13 protein-coding genes and 1 pseudogene are annotated in these 13,290 nt (G+C 71.8%); 8 read left to right on the forward strand and 6 right to left on the reverse strand.

Translation table 11 applies throughout. The features are described 5' to 3' along the window. Positions 1–52 precede the first annotated feature (52 nt). Complete coding sequence (gene ilvA, locus AC5WS8_RS31795) at positions 53–1,282, reverse strand: threonine ammonia-lyase (RefSeq protein ID WP_496106968.1); 1,230 nt, start codon at positions 1,280–1,282, stop codon at positions 53–55. Between the two features lie 164 nt (positions 1,283–1,446). On the opposite strand from ilvA, the gene AC5WS8_RS31800 reads away from it, so the two are divergent. From AC5WS8_RS31800 to AC5WS8_RS31810, 3 genes are all read left to right on the forward strand, one after another. Then, positions 1,447–1,962 carry a MarR family winged helix-turn-helix transcriptional regulator gene (locus tag AC5WS8_RS31800; RefSeq protein ID WP_496106997.1) on the forward strand — a complete coding sequence of 172 codons (516 nt, stop codon included), beginning with the start codon at positions 1,447–1,449 and terminating at the stop codon, positions 1,960–1,962. A gap of 187 nt (positions 1,963–2,149) precedes the next feature. Next, positions 2,150–2,653: a sigma factor-like helix-turn-helix DNA-binding protein gene (locus AC5WS8_RS31805; protein ID WP_496106969.1), complete on the forward strand. Its 504-nt coding sequence runs from the start codon at positions 2,150–2,152 to the stop codon at positions 2,651–2,653. Between the two features lie 88 nt (positions 2,654–2,741). Beyond that, positions 2,742–2,990, forward strand: coding sequence for a hypothetical protein (locus AC5WS8_RS31810; protein WP_496106970.1), 249 nt, complete (start codon positions 2,742–2,744; stop codon positions 2,988–2,990). Between the two features lie 9 nt (positions 2,991–2,999). Here AC5WS8_RS31810 and AC5WS8_RS31815 read toward each other — a convergent pair whose 3' ends face one another. Next, positions 3,000–4,154 (reverse strand): cystathionine gamma-synthase, encoded by a 1,155-nt coding sequence (locus AC5WS8_RS31815; RefSeq protein ID WP_496106971.1) that lies wholly within the window; start codon positions 4,152–4,154, stop codon positions 3,000–3,002. Positions 4,155–4,290: 136 nt separating this feature from the next. Between AC5WS8_RS31815 and AC5WS8_RS31820 the strand changes: the two genes are divergently transcribed. From AC5WS8_RS31820 to AC5WS8_RS31835, 4 genes and pseudogenes are all read left to right on the forward strand, one after another. Beyond that, on the forward strand, positions 4,291–5,409 hold the full coding sequence (locus AC5WS8_RS31820; RefSeq protein WP_496106972.1) for a hypothetical protein: 1,119 nt from the start codon (positions 4,291–4,293) through the stop codon (positions 5,407–5,409). Positions 5,410–5,463: 54 nt separating this feature from the next. Next, positions 5,464–6,054 (forward strand): annotated as a pseudogene (locus AC5WS8_RS31825) (DUF4291 domain-containing protein); the annotation flags it as partial. Positions 6,055–6,809: 755 nt separating this feature from the next. Beyond that, positions 6,810–6,989 (forward strand): hypothetical protein, encoded by a 180-nt coding sequence (locus tag AC5WS8_RS31830; RefSeq protein WP_496106973.1) that lies wholly within the window; start codon positions 6,810–6,812, stop codon positions 6,987–6,989. Between the two features lie 25 nt (positions 6,990–7,014). Continuing rightward, the gene (locus AC5WS8_RS31835) at positions 7,015–7,737 is read left to right on the forward strand and encodes a DUF2637 domain-containing protein (protein WP_496106974.1); all 723 of its coding nucleotides are present in this window, start codon (positions 7,015–7,017) and stop codon (positions 7,735–7,737) included. A 99-nt stretch (positions 7,738–7,836) separates the two neighbouring features. On the opposite strand, the gene AC5WS8_RS31840 is transcribed toward AC5WS8_RS31835, so the two are convergent. The 4 genes from AC5WS8_RS31840 to AC5WS8_RS31855 form a co-directional block, all read right to left on the reverse strand. After that, a complete protein-coding gene (locus tag AC5WS8_RS31840; protein WP_496106975.1) occupies positions 7,837–9,588 on the reverse strand; it encodes a S8 family serine peptidase in 1,752 nt (583 codons plus the stop codon). A 110-nt stretch (positions 9,589–9,698) separates the two neighbouring features. Then, on the reverse strand, positions 9,699–10,175 hold the full coding sequence (locus tag AC5WS8_RS31845; protein WP_496106976.1) for a hypothetical protein: 477 nt from the start codon (positions 10,173–10,175) through the stop codon (positions 9,699–9,701). A gap of 253 nt (positions 10,176–10,428) precedes the next feature. After that, on the reverse strand, positions 10,429–10,815 hold the full coding sequence (locus AC5WS8_RS31850; RefSeq protein WP_496106977.1) for a VOC family protein: 387 nt from the start codon (positions 10,813–10,815) through the stop codon (positions 10,429–10,431). Positions 10,816–10,975: 160 nt separating this feature from the next. Further along, positions 10,976–12,016, reverse strand: a complete 1,041-nt coding sequence (locus tag AC5WS8_RS31855; protein ID WP_496106978.1) for an NAD(P)-dependent alcohol dehydrogenase — start codon at positions 12,014–12,016, stop codon at positions 10,976–10,978. A 166-nt stretch (positions 12,017–12,182) separates the two neighbouring features. On the opposite strand from AC5WS8_RS31855, the gene AC5WS8_RS31860 reads away from it, so the two are divergent. Then, a complete protein-coding gene (locus AC5WS8_RS31860) occupies positions 12,183–13,106 on the forward strand; it encodes a helix-turn-helix domain-containing protein (protein ID WP_496106979.1) in 924 nt (307 codons plus the stop codon). Positions 13,107–13,290 lie beyond the last annotated feature (184 nt).

Here is a 13,290-nt window from a genome sequence, read left to right on the forward strand (position 1 = left end):
ATACCGCTTTTTTCAACGGTTTCCGCCGGCTGCTCCGACCCGGGTGCCGGCCTCAGCCGATCACGGTGTAGCCCGCCTCCCGCAGCGCGTGACCGACCTCCGCGCAGTGCTCCGGGCCCTTCGTCTCCAGGTGCAGCTCGACCTCCGCCTCCGTGAGCCCGAGCCGGGGGTCGGTCCGCACGTGGCTCACGTCGAGGACGTTGGCGTCCACCACCGACAGCACGCCGAGGAGCGTGGCCAGGGCGCCCGGGCGGTCGGTCACCCTGAGCCGTACGGCCAGGTAGCGGCCCTGCGCCGCCATGCCGTGGCGCAGGATGCGCTGCAGCAGCACCGGGTCGACGTTGCCGCCGGACAGCACCGCGACCACCGGGCCCTCGAAGGCGCCCGGATCGCTCAGCAGCGCCGCGACGGGGCTCGCGCCGGCCGGCTCGACCACCAGCTTGGCCCGCTCCATGCAGAGCAGCACCGCGGCGGACAGCGCGTCCTCGGACACCGTACGCACCTCGTCGACCAGATCGCGGACGATACGGAACGGCACGTCACCGGGCCGCCCCACCCTGATGCCGTCGGCCATGGTCGCCGCGCTCGCGACCGACACCGGCCGCCCGGCCGCCAGCGAGGCCGGATACGCGGCCGAGCCCTCCGCCTGCACGCCCACCACCCGCACGTCCGGGCGCAGCGCCTTCACCACGGTCGCGATGCCCGCGACCAGTCCGCCGCCGCCGGTGCCGACGACGATCGTGCGCACACCGGGGCACTGCTCCAGGATCTCCAGGCCCACCGTGCCCTGGCCCGCGATGATGTCCGGGTGGTCGAACGGGTGGATGAACACCGCGCCCGTGTCGGCCGCGTACTCCTGCGCGGCGGCCAGCGTCTCGTCCACCACCTGGCCGTGCAGCCGTACGTCCGCGCCGTACTCGCGGGTCGCGCTGATCTTGGGCAGCGGGGCGCCCTTCGGCATGAACACCGTGGAGTGCACACCGAGCAGCGCGGAGGCGAGGGCCACGCCCTGCGCGTGGTTGCCCGCGCTCGCGGCGACGACACCCGCGGCACGCTCCTCCGGCAGCAGCCCCGCGATGCGCACGTACGCGCCGCGCAGCTTGAACGACCCGGTCCGCTGGAGGTTCTCGCACTTCAGGTGCACCGGGGCGCCGATCATCTGGGACAGGTGCCTGCTGCCCTCCATGGCGGTGACACGTGCGACGCCCGAGAGCATCTTCTGGGCGCCTCGGACGTCGTCCGCGGTCACCGTCGGCAGGGAGTCGGCCGGGCTGTAGTTCATGACCACCAGTCTCGCAGTTCACGTCCGTGCACAGCGGCCGTGACCAAGCCTCGGAATGGGTTTGCACAGCCCTGGTACACCCCGTGCCCCGGCCGCGTACCCTGTCCCCCAACCCAGCTCCCCACGCACGAAGTGAGCCCCCGGCGATGCCCACAACACCTGAGATGTCGATGGACATGACCGACATGAGCACTGTCGGTGACACCGGTCTTCTGGACACGCTGCAGCACGAGGTCGCGGTGTTCGCGCGCCGTGCCGAGCAGACGCGGCTCGGCGGGGTGGGGCAGGTGCGCAACTCCATGGACCGTGCCGCGTACCTGCTGCTCAACCGCCTGGACAAGGAAGGCCCCATGGGCGTCAAGGCCCTGGCCGCGAGCATGGGGATCGACTCCTCGACGGTGACCCGGCAGGTCGCCCCGCTGGTCGACACCGGCCTGGTCAAGCGCACGTCCCACCCGGAGGACGGACGCGCGGTGGTGCTCCAGCTCTCCCCGCGCGGGCTGTCCCGGCTCGAGGAGGTACGTTCCTCCAGACGCCGGTTGATGGCCGAACTGACGCACGACTGGGCGCCGGAGGAGCGCGAGGCGTTCACCACGCTCCTCACCCGCTTCAATGTCGCGCTCTCCGCCCGGCAGGCCACGCAGGGTGCCGCCGGCCCGGAGTCCCAGCCGGCGTCCTGAGCCTGCCGCACGCGTACGCCGTGACGCCGACCCACGCGCGTGCGGGTGCTCCCGGCTCTTGACCCCGAAGGCGCCGCCGGTCTCCCATGAGAGCGGGACCCTGTCGTCCGTACGCCGTCCGGCCCTTCACACCGCACGCAGGGCGACGGGTCCGGTCCCTCACGGTCACCGTCACGCGGGAGGCGCGGTGGGAGAACGGCATGCGTCGCGCGACGCCCGCCGGGCCCGGGAGTTCGAGGTGTTCGTCGCGGGTGCCGCCGGGCGGCTGCTGCACGCCGCGACCCTGCTCACCGCGGAGGCCCCCGACGGCAACCCGCGCGCGCGGCGCCTGCTGACGCTGGCCCTCGCGCAGACGTACGCCTCCTGGGACCGGCTGCGCGGCGAGGACCCGTACGCCCGGGCACGCCGGCATCTGGCCACCCGCTTCGCGCGCGAGGCGTGGCACCGGTACGGGGCGTTCGGCCGGCACCGGCCGGTTCCGGGCAGCCCGCTGGGGAACCTGTCGCCCCAGGAGCGGCTGATCCTCGTCCTGAGGATGTACGAGGGGGTCGCCGAGGAACAGACGGCGGCACTGCTCGGCCTGCCCGTCGACCGGGTACGGGCGATCTGCGCGCGGGCGACGACGACGCTGCTGCATCCTCCGCGACAGGCGGCACCAGCGGTGCCGGCACCGAAGCCGGCGCCGTCGTGACCGTGCCCCGCGCGGGCCGGCGCGGCCCCCGGCCCGCCGCGCACCGCGGGACCGCCCTCGCCGGGCCGTGCGCCGAAGGAGGTGTCCGGTGAACGTGTCCGAACGGGAGGCGACCGTGCGGCGGATGCTGGAGCGGACGCCGCCCGCGGTGCCGCCGGACCTGTACGCGGACGTGGTGCGGCGCGGCAGCCGCATGCTGCGCCGCCGCACGGTGGCCCTCCGCGTGCTGTGGCTCGCCCTGCTGGCCGCGGCGCTCGCCTTCACCGTCTGGGCGTCGGTCGCCCGCCCCTGGGTGGAGCCGCCGTCGACGACGACTCCACCGGTCAGCGACTGGTGAGGCCGCGCCTCAGCCGAGAGCCTGCTTCAGGTCCTCCAGAAGGTCGTCGACGTTCTCGATGCCCACGGAGAGACGGACCAGGTCGGCGGGGACCTCGAGGGCCGAGCCGGCCGCGGACGCGTGCGTCATGCGCCCGGGGTGCTCGATCAGGGACTCGACGCCGCCCAGCGACTCGCCGAGTGTGAACACCTTCGCCCGGTTGCAGACCTCGACGGCCGCCTCCTCGCCGCCCTCCACCCGGAAGGACACCATGCCGCCGAACGCCTTCATCTGCTTCGCGGCGACCTCGTGACCGGGGTGCTCCGGCAGGCCCGGGTACAGGACGCGGTGCACGCGCGGGTGCCGGCTGAGCATGTCGGCGACCTTGGCGGCGTTCTCGCTGTGCCGGTCCATGCGCACGGCGAGCGTCTTCGTACCGCGCAGCACCAGCCAGGAGTCGAACGGTCCGGCGACCGCGCCCATCGCGTTCTGGTGGTAGGCCAGCTGCTCGCCCAGCTCCCCGTCGTTCACGACGAGCGCCCCGCCGACGACGTCGGAGTGACCCCCCATGTACTTGGTCAGGGAGTGCACGACGATGTCCGCGCCGAGCGCCAGCGGCTGCTGGAGGTAGGGGGTCGCGAACGTGTTGTCGACGACGAGCCGGGCGCCCGCGCCACGGGCGACCTGAGCGACGGCGGCGATGTCGGTGATGCCGAGCAGCGGGTTGGAAGGGGTCTCCACCCACACGACCTTGGTCCTCGGGGTGAGAGCGGCCCGCACGGCGGCCGGGTCGCTGGTGTCGGCCACCGACCACTCCACGCCCCACCGCGAGACGACCTTGGCGAACAGGCGGAACGTGCCGCCGTAGGCGTCGTTCGGGATCACCACGTGGTCGCCGGGGACGAGCAGCGTACGCAGCAGGCAGTCCTCGGCCGCCAGCCCGGACGCGAACGCGAGGCCTCGCCGGCCGCCCTCCAGGGCGGCGAGGTTCTCCTCCAGGGCGGTGCGGGTGGGGTTGGCGCTGCGGCTGTACTCGTAGCCGCCGCGCAGCCCGCCGACGCCGTCCTGCTTGTAGGTGGAGACCTGGTAGATCGGCGGGACGACCGCGCCCGTCAGGGGGTCGGCGGTGTTCCCCGCGTGAATCGCGAGGGTCTCGAAGTGCTGACTGATGTGCCTGTCGCTCATGGGTTCCGAGGGTAGTGCGCCCGCGGCCGGGGCGACGGACCGCGAGGCCGGACACCGAGCCGGGCCGGGCGGCGGGTTTTCCACAGCACGGCGACCAGGATGGTCAAGTGTCGGACCGGTCTGGTTCGCTTGGGCCATGGCGATTGTGTGGGTCCTGATGGCACTGGCCCTGTTCAGCGTGGTCCTGCTCCCCGTCCTCATGCGCAGGCGCGGGGGCATCCAGCAGGTCTCGCCGGGCGACCCGGACGCCGCGGACCCGGCGGACTACGGCTTCCTCCGCCAGGAGGAGCTGGACGTCCGCATGCCCGGGCCCGACCAGGACCTGCTGGACGTGCTGGACGTGGTGCAGCACACGCAGGACTACCGGGCGGCCGCGCAGCTCCTGGCCGGCACGGAGGCGGCGGGCGAGACGCGCTGGCAGCGCGTGCAGGCCTTCGCGGGCGCCGCGTCCCTGGAGCTGCAGCAGCGGCCCGGCGGGGTGAGCGAGACCCCGGGCGGGCAGTGGCTGCGGGTGTGGCGGGCCGAGAACCCGAAGGACGCGGGCGGCGCGGCCGTGCACGCGGAGTTCCTGGTGCAGCAGGCCTGGCGCACGTCGACGCCTGGGACGGAAGAGTTCCGGATCATCATGGAGGAGGCCCGGTCGGCGTGCGCGGACGCGGCGCTGCTGGCTCCCGGCGACCCGGTCCCCCACATCATCGAACTCTCCGTGGCCCGCGGCCTCGCCTACCCGCAGCCGGAGTTCGAGCAGCTCTGGATGGGAGTCCTGGACCGGGCGCCTGCCCACATGGGGGCGCACCTGGCGGCGCTGCACTACTGGTGCGAGAAGTGGCACGGCTCGCGGGAGCTGGCGTACTCCTTCGCGGAGGCGGCCGCGGCCCGCGCCCCGCGGGGTTCGCTTCTCGCGGCCATGCCGCTCTTCGCGGTCTTCGAGCACCTTCCCGAGGTGAACCTGGTCCGCAGCTTCTACCAGAGCGAGGTGGTGACGAAGGCCGTCCACGGCGCGCTGCACGCGGTGCACTCGGCCCGCCCCGACGACCCGATGCCGGCGCACGTCCGCCATCTGCTGGTGTTCTTCCTGGTCCGCAGCGAGCGCTGGGCGGAGGCGATGGCCCAGCTGGTCCACGTCGACGGCCACGTGGGCGCGCTGCCCTGGACCCTGACCTCCGATCCGGCGGCGGACTACGCGGTGTACCGGGCGCTGGCGGTGGCGGGGTACGAGGCGAACGGGGGGAGCCCGGCGACGCTGCCGCACTGAGCCGGGTCGAAAACCAGTGGCCGGCGAGGACCAGGCGGCCTCACCCTGAACGCCATGGAAGAACCGCAACGCAGGATCCGCGCCCTCCACACGGACTCGACGATCACCGTCTACCAGGCATACGCGCCGGAAATCGGGAAGCCTGCGGTTCGCCGGGGACGTTTCCCCGACGGGTGGAAGCGGGGCCGGATGACGTGGATCAAGCCGTCGTTCCTGTGGATGATGTACCGCTGCGGCTGGGCCACGAAGACGGGACAGGAGACCGTTCTCGCTGTCGAGATCACTCGCGACGGCTTCGAGTGGGCGCTGCGCAACGCCTGCCTGTCGAGCTTCGCCCGTGGGGTGCACTCCGACCGCGACGTCTGGCAACGGCAGTTGAAGCGTGCACCGGCCCGCGTCCAGTGGGATCCCGAGCGCGATCTGCACCTTCGGCCGCTGCCCTACCGCTCGCTGCAACTCGGGCTCTCCGGTGAGGCGGTACGACGATACGCGGACGAGTGGACGGTCTCCATCAGCGACGTGACTCCGCTCGCCACCGAGATCCGCACACTCGTCGGCAGCGGCGACCTGAACTCCGCGACCCGGCTGCTGCCCAGGGAACGTCCCTACTCCGTGGGGGACGACCTGATGGCGCACCTGGACCCGTCGAACCGAGGCCGGCACATCACCGGCCGGCGTGCCGGGCTCTGCGCGGAGGGATCACCGAGTGGGGCCGACGGTGACCTCCCCCGTGTCCGTGCTGTTGATGTCCACGGAGTGGACGCAACCGCCGGTGTTGCGGTGGCCCCCGGTTCCTCCGGTGATCGCGAGATCGCCCCACCCCAACCGGCGGGGTCAGCGTGCGCACCTCGCCGTAGGTTCCGACCGTCGCATCCTCATTTCAACAGCTCATCCGAAGATGACGACTTCGTCTCCCGGACCCGCGCCGGACGGACCCACGTCGACGAAGGTGGGCGGCGGCGTCACCCTGGCCACCACCTGGAAGGCCTCCTCGCGTGGCCTCCCGGGCCGCTGCTGCCGGCGGCTGTCGCAGGTGGAGCGCGGACAAGGGCGACGGCCGTGCCGACGGCGGCCCCGGGAAACGTCGCTCGACCGGTCGCACTCCGGATGTCCTCGGTAGCGGCCGAGGAGAGGTCCCGAAGGAATCCACCGTGGCCGCACGGCGGTGGAAGACGCCGAAAGGCCTCCGGTGATCACCCCGCGGGTCTCCCGTCGGACGAGCGAGCCGAAACGGCTCACCCTCACACCTCACTCACCGTCAAATCCTATTCCCACACATAAGGTTGCACGGATATCGGGAATTACTGCGGCCAAGTACTGTCATCTGACTGCCGAAACGATTCTCCGTCGATTCATTCCCCCAAATGCCGGATACCTGGGCGCCCCGTTGCGCTCGTTAGGTGATCGTGACTTGGAACGAACCGGAAGATCAGATCCCCGTCGGAAGCGGCGCCGGCTGGCACGAGTCGGCCGGCGGTGAGGTGCGCCTGAAGGGCTGTTCGGACCTTCTTGAAGATTTCCTCAAGAAGATCAGCGACATGGAGAGCGAATACCTGCGCGCTCTGGACGGAGCATCCTGACACAGAGCTCGGAGGAGCTTCGAGAATGGACAGGCTTCAAGGCGAGCCAAGCCTCTACGATCTTCAGTTCTCCCTGAGATCCGATCATGACGTGCTCGGCCAGCCCTCTTATCAAGTCGATCCCCTCGGGACGCATCCCGTCTGGAACGCCCCCGACTCGGACATCGCGCCGAACGGCTGGGACCCCGACGAAGAGCTGGCCCAGATGCTCTCCACCGTGTCCGCCGCGGACCCCGCCCCGCCCCCACTGGACGGACATCACCGCCACCGGATCGACCGACGGCGCCCCCGGCCGGCCTCCCACATCCTCGACGGCGGTCAGCGACTCAGCCCCGTCACACTCCTGGTCGCCACGATCGCCGCGTGCGCGGTGGCCATGCTGGGCTGGTCCACCGCCTACTCCTACAACCAGCTGCGCGAGATCGCCGCCACGGTCCTGCCCGCGCCGCTCGCCCAGTGGTGGCCGCTGACCGTGTACGGGCCGTGGTTCGTGGCGGCGCTGTCCATCCTGCGGGCGGCCGTCCAGCACCGCACCGCCCGCCGGTCCTGGTGCGTCATCCTGATCGCCTCCGCGACGGCGGTGGCCCTGTGCATCAGCCACTCCTCGTACTCCGTGCTCTCGATGGTGATCGTCGGGATTCCGCCGATCACCGCCCTGGTGTGCTTCCGGGAGCTCGTCGGCCAGGTGTCGTGCAAGTACCGTCCCCGGCACGCCGCCCCCGGCAAGGAGCCGGCCGGCGGCGGCTGACCCGCCCCCCGCGCACCGCACCCCACGCACCGCACCCCACGCACACACGGCTCGGCACCCGCCCCGAAAGCGAGCGGGTGCCGAGCCGTCGGCGCGTCGTCACCCCGCCATGGACGGGGCGTACGGCGACAGGGCCGGAGCGGGCTGCACTCCGGGAGCCAGGCCCAGGGCCACCAGTGCGTCGGGCAGACCGCGTCCGACGCGCGTGGCCTCCAGCGTTCCCGGGGCGGCCAGTTGGCGGCAGCTCCCGGCGATGATCCCGAACAGGTGCTGCACCCGGCCGGGGCCGCGCGGCAGCAACTGGCCGTGGAAGTCCTCGTGGTGGGAGAGGACGAGGGCGGCGAGTCCGGCCACATGGGCCGAGGCCGTGCCGGTGCCGTCCAGCGCCGTGTATCCGCCGCGCGGGGCGCACGACAGGACGGCCACGCCGGGGGCGGCCGCGTCCACGCCGGGGCCGTAGCAGCTGAACGGCGCGGCGAACAGTCCTTCGGGGGTCAACTGCGGTCCGATGTGGGTGGCTTGCGAGGTGTCCTGCGGATACGAGCCGAAGACTCCCAGCGCGCCGACGGTGAACACGGTGGGCAGCGAGCCCGGGAAGCCGACCGGCCCGCCGGTGTCGCCCGCGGGGGCGACGCAGGCGATGCCCGCCGCGTAGGCGTCGGCGAGCTTGCGGGAGACCAGCGCCGAGGGGTACGGCGTGGCCACCGCGAGATGGGCGATGTCGACCTCCCGCTCGATGCAGTGGTCCAGAGCGGCGATCAGGTCGCTGAAGTGCCCGCCGGGCAGCACCTTGCAGACCTCGATCTCGGCGTCGACAGCGATGCCGATGATCCCCTTGCCGGTGTCCGCGCCGGCGATGATGCCCGCCGCGTGGGTGCCGGTGCCCAGTGTGTCGTGGGCCCAGCCGCGGTCGGTGCCGTGCAGGAGATCGACACCGGAGCGCACGCGTTGCCTCAGGTCGGGGTGCTCGGCGCTGACGCCCGAACCGATGACCGCGACCCGGACGCCGAAGGCGCGGAACGTGGGCGGCAACCGGTCCAGCCGCATGGCCTGCTGGCCCCAGCCGTACTGCTGCCGCTCCTCCAGCTCCGGGTACACCTGGGTCAGCGGCGTGAGCGTGACCAGGTTCTCCTGCGTCGCCGACAGGTCGGGCCGGTGGATCCAGCGGTCGGCGTAACCGCCCACGGGCCGGACGTAGAGGGACTGGACGGTCTCCGCGGTCTCCGTCGCCAGGGCGAGGGTGACCGTCCCGTCGGACGCGGTGACGCCCTGGCTCGGCCAGGTGGCCCCGATCAGGAACACGCCCGCGCCCGCCAGCGGTTCGCCGTCCGGGCCGCACACGCGCAGCGAGATCTCCGCCGCCTCCTCCAGCGGCATGACGAGGCCCGGATCGCGCAGCGGCAGCACCCCCGCGGTCGGCGTCGCGGCGGGTCCTGTGGCGGACAGCGGCAGATCCGGTTCGATGTGCACGTTCAGCGACCGCATGGCCGACACCTGGGCCTCGGCCGCCTCGACGACCGCGATCTCCGGGCAGGAGGGCTGCACTCCGGCCGACTTCAGTTTCTCCGGCGGGCGGAGCCTGCGGGTCACGGTGACCTCCGGCATCCGCTCCAGCCGATCGCACAGCGCGTCCATGCCGAGTTCGGCGGCTCCCGGGGGGAGAAGACCCTGCGGGAGGGGTGTCACCATGTACCGGGCCCTGCGCGGCTGCACCGTGATCGGTGACGGGCCGCCCTTCCTGCGCGGCCCCGTTTCCTTGCCCTCGGGTCCCGGCCCGCCGGCCCCCGCTCCCTCGGACCCGCTCTCCCGGTTGTTTCCGGGCCTTTCCTTGACCATTGCGTCCACCTTCACCACGCCGTCGTTCCTTAGCTCCTGATCCGGTGACGGCGGCCGCGCTTCCACAGTGATGCGGTGTGCCCGGGAACCGCTCCTGGGCACACCGCATCGCGCGCCGCCGGACGTCAGCCGATGCCGAAGGGCATCTGGCCGAAGCCGGGCTGCTGGTACTGCTGCTGCTGGTACGGCTGGCCGAACTGCTGGCCGCCCGATCCGCCGGGGCCCCAAGGCTGCTGGCCCTGCTGGCCCTGCTGGCTCTGCTGGACCAGCGTCAGGATCGCGATCGGCAGCGCCTGCTGCACGGACTGCTCCACCGCGTGCCGCACACCCTGGCGCAGCGTCGTGTGCAGCGCGATGGCCAGGTACGGGTGCGCATGGTGGGCCATGCCCTGCTGCTGAAGCTGCTGCTGGACCTGCTGGATCTGCTGCAGCGTGTGCTGCATGCGCTGCGCGATCTGCTGGCTCGCCTGCTGGCAGGCCTGCTGGATGGCCTGCTGGACCACGTGCCCGATCGGCTGCTGGGCGCCGAGCTGCTGGCCGAACTGCTGGCCGAACTGCTGGCCGAACTGCTGCAGGGGCTGGGTACCGGTCATCACCGACATGAATGCTCCGTTCGATGGCACCAGGGGTGAAAGCCGACATAGAGAACCTATGTGGCTTTGTCGGAAGATTCCGACGCCCTGAAGCTAAGGTGGCGCACTCACGATCGCAATCCGATGACCATGCCGACCGCCCGGGCGGTGAGACCGGTCCGGCGGCGCCTTCGGTGCGCTCCACGCCCGCAGCCCAAGCCCGACGCGGCCCGGACCGGCGTCCCGGCCCGGCCCCGCGACGGTGCCTCCGACCGGATGAACCTCAGTCGCCGCCGCTCCCGTACGGCCGCGTCAGGATCTCCATGCGGTGACCGTTCGGGTCGTCGAAGTACGCGCCCCGGCCGCCGTCGTTGTGATTGATCTCGCCGGGGCGGTGGTGGTACGGGTCCGCCCAGTAGCTCAGGCCCCTGTCCCGGATACGGGCGAAGATCACGTCGAAGTCGTCCTCGGAGACCAGGAACGCGTAGTGCTGCGGAGTGATCGAGCCGGTGGTCTCCATGTAGTCCAGCGTCACGCCGTTGGAGATCTCCAACGGGGTGAACGGGCCGAACGGCGGCGCCACCTCGAGCCCCAGCAGATCGGCGAGGAAGCGCGCGGACGCGCTCTTGTCGTGTGCGGCGACGATCGTGTGGTTGAGCTCCACGGACATGCTCGGACCTCCTGTCCCCCGGTTGCCGTAACCACTTCCCACGCTAGAAAGCGCGACGGCCCGGCGCATCGGTCTTCGGGCCCACGCCGCTGCGACCTTCGGCCCATCACGCACGTGAGGCGGCCACGGGGGCCGCCTCACGCGTGTGGTCGGTGGGTTCTCAGATGGTGGCCGTGTCGATCACGAACCGGTACCGGACGTCGCTGCCCAGCACCCGCTCGTACGCCTCGTTGATCTCGGAGGCGCTGATCAGCTCGATCTCGGCGCCGATGCCGTGCCCCGCGCAGAAGTCCAGCATCTCCTGGGTCTCGCGGATGCCGCCGATGGCGGAGCCGGCGAGGGTCTTGCGACCGCCGATCAACGAGAACAGGTTGAGGGAGACGGGCTCCTCGGGGGCGCCCACGTTCACCAGAGCGCCGTCGACCTTCAGCAGCGACAGCAGCGCGCCGAAGTCCATCGGCGCCGACACGGTGGAGACGATCAGGTCGAACGTGCCGCGCAGCTCCTCGAAGGTCTTCGGGTCGCTGGTGGCGTAGTAGTGGTCGGCGCCCAGCTTCAGGCCGTCGTCCTTCTTGCGCAGGGACTGCGAGAGCACGGTCACCTCGGCGCCCATCGCATGGGCGATCTTGACGCCCATGTGGCCGAGGCCCCCCAGGCCGACGATCGCGACCTTCTTGCCGGGGCCCGCGTCCCAGTGGCGCAGCGGGGAGTACGTGGTGATGCCGGCGCACAGCAGCGGGGCGGCCACGTCGAGGGAGAGGCCGTCCGGGATGCGGACGACGAAGTTCTCGTCGACGACGATCTTCTCGGAGTAGCCGCCGTAGGTGGGCTCGCCGTCCTTGCCGACGGCGTTGTAGGTGCCGACGCCGCCCTTGAGGCAGTACTGCTCCAGGCCCTTGGCGCAGTTCTCGCACTCGCGGCAGGAGTCGACCAGGCAGCCGACACCCACGCGGTCGCCGACCTTGAACTTGGTCACGCCGGGGCCGACCTCGGAGACGACCCCCGCGATCTCGTGGCCGGGAACCATCGGGAAGATCGCCTCACCCCAGCCCTCGCGGGCCTGGTGGATGTCCGAGTGGCAGATACCGGCGAACTTGATGTCGATCAGGACGTCGAACTCGCGGACCTCGCGGCGCTCGATCGTGGTGCGCTCGAGCGGGGCCTTCGCGGCGGGTGCGGCGTATGCAGCAACGGTGGTCATGCGGAGTTTCTCCTAGGGGTCGCGCGCCCGGCTGCCTTTCACCGGGCACGGCGTCCAGCCTGCCGGACGGCAGCGGACTCACCCAGGCCACGGCTCTGCCTACGACCGGCCGTCCTACCACTGGCGGGGTCAGGCTCCCGGTCGTACCACCAGGAATACTGGACGCATGGACGAACAGCTCGACTCCCTGCCGGAGCCCGCCGCAGGAGCCGGTCAGCCCCTGGACCGGCGCGCCGAGCTCAGCGAGTTCCTGCGCACCCGCCGGGCCCGGCTGAAGCCGGAGGACGTGGGACTGCCGGACTTCGGCCGCCACCGCAGGGTGCCCGGGCTCAGGCGCGAGGAGCTGGCGCAGCTGGCGGGCGTCTCCGTGGCGTACTACACCCGCCTGGAACAGGGCAACGGACGGAACGTGTCCGCGGAGGTCCTCGACGCGATCGCCCGCGCGCTGCGGCTGTCCGACGCCGAACACGCACATCTGACGCATCTCGCCAAGCCGAAGGCGCACAAGAAGAAGCCGGCGGCCAGGACGCAGCAGGTGCGGGCGTCGCTCAGGCAGCTGCTGGACTCCTTCGACGGGGTCCCGGCGTACATCGTCGGGCGTCATGCGGACGTCCTGGCGTGGAACCGGATGGCCGCGGCCGTCTTCGGGGACTGGGCCCAGCTGCCGCCGCAGGAGCGGAACTGGGCGCGGATGACGTTCCTCAAGCCCGAGTACCAGGACCTGTTCGTGGACTGGGAGCAGAAGGCCATCGACATCGTGTGCCAGCTGCGCTACCAGGCGGGGTGTCACCCGGACGATCCCCGGTTGTCCGCGCTGGTCGGGGAGCTGTCGGTGAAGAGCGAGGAGTTCCGGCGGCTGTGGGCGACGCACGACGTCAAGGAGAAGAGCCACGGGCTGAAGCGGTTGCGGCATCCACTGGTGGGCGACCTCGCGCTGCAGTTCGAGTCGTTCCGGGTACCGGACGACGGTGAGCTCGCGATGGTGACGTACCACCCCGAGCCGGGGTCGGCGTCGGCGGAGGCGCTGCGGCTGCTGGCGAGCTGGGGCACGGACGCCACCCGCGCGGGCACGACCGCCCCGCACGCCTGACGGCCCCGGGCACGACCACGCCGCACGCCTGACGGCCCCGGGCACGACCACGCCGCACGCCTGACGGCCCCGGGCACGACCACGCCGCACGCCTGACGGCCCCGGGCACGACCGCGCCGCCCCATGGCAGCCGGGAGGGACGGCCGCACCGCACGACGGCCCACCGGAGGCATCGCTCCCGGTG

The organism is Streptomyces sp. PTL18, from assembly GCF_059510295.1.

What these genes read in the sequence shown, in the direction of transcription:
- ilvA (WP_496106968.1), bottom strand. Translation starts at nt 1,282, where the DNA reads ATGAACTACAGCCCGGCCGACTCCCTGCCGACGGTGACCGCGGACGAC.
- AC5WS8_RS31800 (WP_496106997.1), top strand. Translation starts at nt 1,447, where the DNA reads ATGTCGATGGACATGACCGACATGAGCACTGTCGGTGACACCGGTCTT.
- AC5WS8_RS31815 (WP_496106971.1), bottom strand. Translation starts at nt 4,154, where the DNA reads ATGAGCGACAGGCACATCAGTCAGCACTTCGAGACCCTCGCGATTCAC.
- AC5WS8_RS31820 (WP_496106972.1), top strand. Translation starts at nt 4,291, where the DNA reads ATGGCGATTGTGTGGGTCCTGATGGCACTGGCCCTGTTCAGCGTGGTC.
- AC5WS8_RS31835 (WP_496106974.1), top strand. Translation starts at nt 7,015, where the DNA reads ATGGACAGGCTTCAAGGCGAGCCAAGCCTCTACGATCTTCAGTTCTCC.
- AC5WS8_RS31845 (WP_496106976.1), bottom strand. Translation starts at nt 10,175, where the DNA reads ATGTCGGTGATGACCGGTACCCAGCCCCTGCAGCAGTTCGGCCAGCAG.
- AC5WS8_RS31850 (WP_496106977.1), bottom strand. Translation starts at nt 10,815, where the DNA reads ATGTCCGTGGAGCTCAACCACACGATCGTCGCCGCACACGACAAGAGC.
- AC5WS8_RS31855 (WP_496106978.1), bottom strand. Translation starts at nt 12,016, where the DNA reads ATGACCACCGTTGCTGCATACGCCGCACCCGCCGCGAAGGCCCCGCTC.
- AC5WS8_RS31860 (WP_496106979.1), top strand. Translation starts at nt 12,183, where the DNA reads ATGGACGAACAGCTCGACTCCCTGCCGGAGCCCGCCGCAGGAGCCGGT.